Genomic DNA, 1,895 nt, shown 5'->3' on the forward strand with positions numbered 1-1,895 from the left:
AAATCGAGTAGGAGGAGGTGACTAACCCCCGTCCTCTCACACCACCATACGTACGGTTCCGTATACGGCGGTTTCTCTAAGACTGACGTAAGAATTGATATCTCGAATTAAGATCACGCAACCCTAAACGGCTCCAGAAGGAGTTGTTTAGGGTTCTTTGTAGTATTGGACTACCTGAAATTCTCCAGTATGCTTTCCGAGAGTTTGCCCATTCATGGGCTTTCCACTTGTCTGCACCTAGTTGAATCAGGTTTCTTTGACGTGTTTTAGGCTGTTTCCATTCTTTCCATAAACACATTCTAAGTCGTCTCCGTATCCATTTATCAAGGCTTTGAAACGTAGATGGCGTATCAGCTAAAGCGAAATAGCCGCACCACCCCACCAAGAATTGATTTAGCTTATGAAGGCGGAACTCCATACTCCAAGTTTTCTTTCTAGAGGTTAAAGTACGTACTTTCTCCTTCATGCGTTGGATGCTTTTCTGATGGATACGCACCTTGGGCGCCCGATTCGGAGTGAAACTGAATCCCAAGAACTTTCTACGCCAGGGGCGGTCCACGGCTGATTTCTTCCGATTGACCTTAAGGTGTAATTTCTTTTCCACCCATTCCGTAATGGAATCCATCACTCGGGAACCAGCTTTCTTCGATGAGACGTAGATGTGAAAGTCATCGGCGTATCGAACGAAGGAGTGCCCCCTCCTTTCCAGCTCTTGGTCCAGTTCATTTAAGATGATGTTGGCGAGTAAAGGACTTAAGGGACCTCCTTGGGGAGTCCCTTGGGTAGCGGACACACAGACTCCCTCTATCATGATGCCTGATTTCAGGAATCGTTTGATCATGCGAAGAAGGGCTGGGTCCTGTATTCTTTTCGCCAGAAGGCCCATCAATTTATCATGATTGACCTTATCAAAGAATTTCTCCAAATCCATGTCTACCAACCATCGTTTCCCCTCTTGGATGTACGCCTGGGCTTGACGGACAGCTTGATGCCCGTTCCGTTCGGGACGAAAACCGTAGCTGTATTCCGAGAAGGTCGGGTCGTAAACGTGAGTTAATACTTGCGCAATCGCCTGTTGAATGAATCGGTCTACTACGGTAGGAATACCTAGGAGCCTGACTCCTCCATCGGGTTTCGGGATTTCGACTCGACGTACGGGAGAAGGCTCATAGGTTCCCGCCTCTAGTTGAGCGCGCAGGGATTCCCAGTGTTCGGATACATGACGTCGTAGGGATTTTACGGTCATACCATCCACACCGCGGCTTCCCTTATTGCGTTCCACACGCCTAAGCGCCAATATGAGGTTTTCCCGTGATAGAATGTGATTCATCAAGGTAGTTCTCTCCTTACGCGAGCGATGAGCTTCGTTCTATTCCTCTCCTGTTCCACTCTCTCAAAGTCCCCTGTGGACTTCACCACTTCCTCCTTTGAGCAGGCTCCACTTTGGAGTTGTCTGTGTCTTCACAGGAGTCGGCGTCTCGAAGGATCGCTCTGTCTTAAAGATTCGGTCCTTCCTTCTTCCCTCGAGTAGAAGAAGTACTATGACCTCGGCTGCCATCTGCCGGTTCAGTTTCCCATCACTGAGAAGGTTACGAAGGGTACTTCGTTTGTCCGACAGACTTCCCCGGGTAAGAGCATATACTTCCCTTCCATATCCCCGCCTCATTTACTGTCTATCCCTTTGGTCGTTGGGACTTTGTCTTGTTATGCAGACTCATCCCAGATAGACAGCCTTGTATGAGATTCGTGTTCCTCGGGGCGGAAGTTTGCCTCCGGCTTCCTTCAGATTCCAAGTCGCCCTGGACACCCTTGCCTTTGGCTAACAGCTACAACGACCTTCGCCGTTCGGGACTTGAACCCTAGAGTATATGCCCATGCCGGGCACACATAAAAAA

At 49.0% G+C, this 1,895-nt stretch carries 1 protein-coding gene; it reads right to left on the reverse strand.

What is annotated here, in order from left to right; genetic code table 11:
- Positions 1-76: 76 nt before the first annotated feature.
- Complete coding sequence (gene ltrA / locus JOC33_RS20200; protein WP_205094608.1) at positions 77-1,330, reverse strand: group II intron reverse transcriptase/maturase; 1,254 nt, start codon at positions 1,328-1,330, stop codon at positions 77-79.
- Positions 1,331-1,895 lie beyond the last annotated feature (565 nt).

Origin of the sequence: Thalassobacillus pellis (assembly GCF_016908295.1) — a bacterium.
Lineage (GTDB): Bacteria > Bacillota > Bacilli > Bacillales > Halobacillaceae > Thalassobacillus > Thalassobacillus pellis.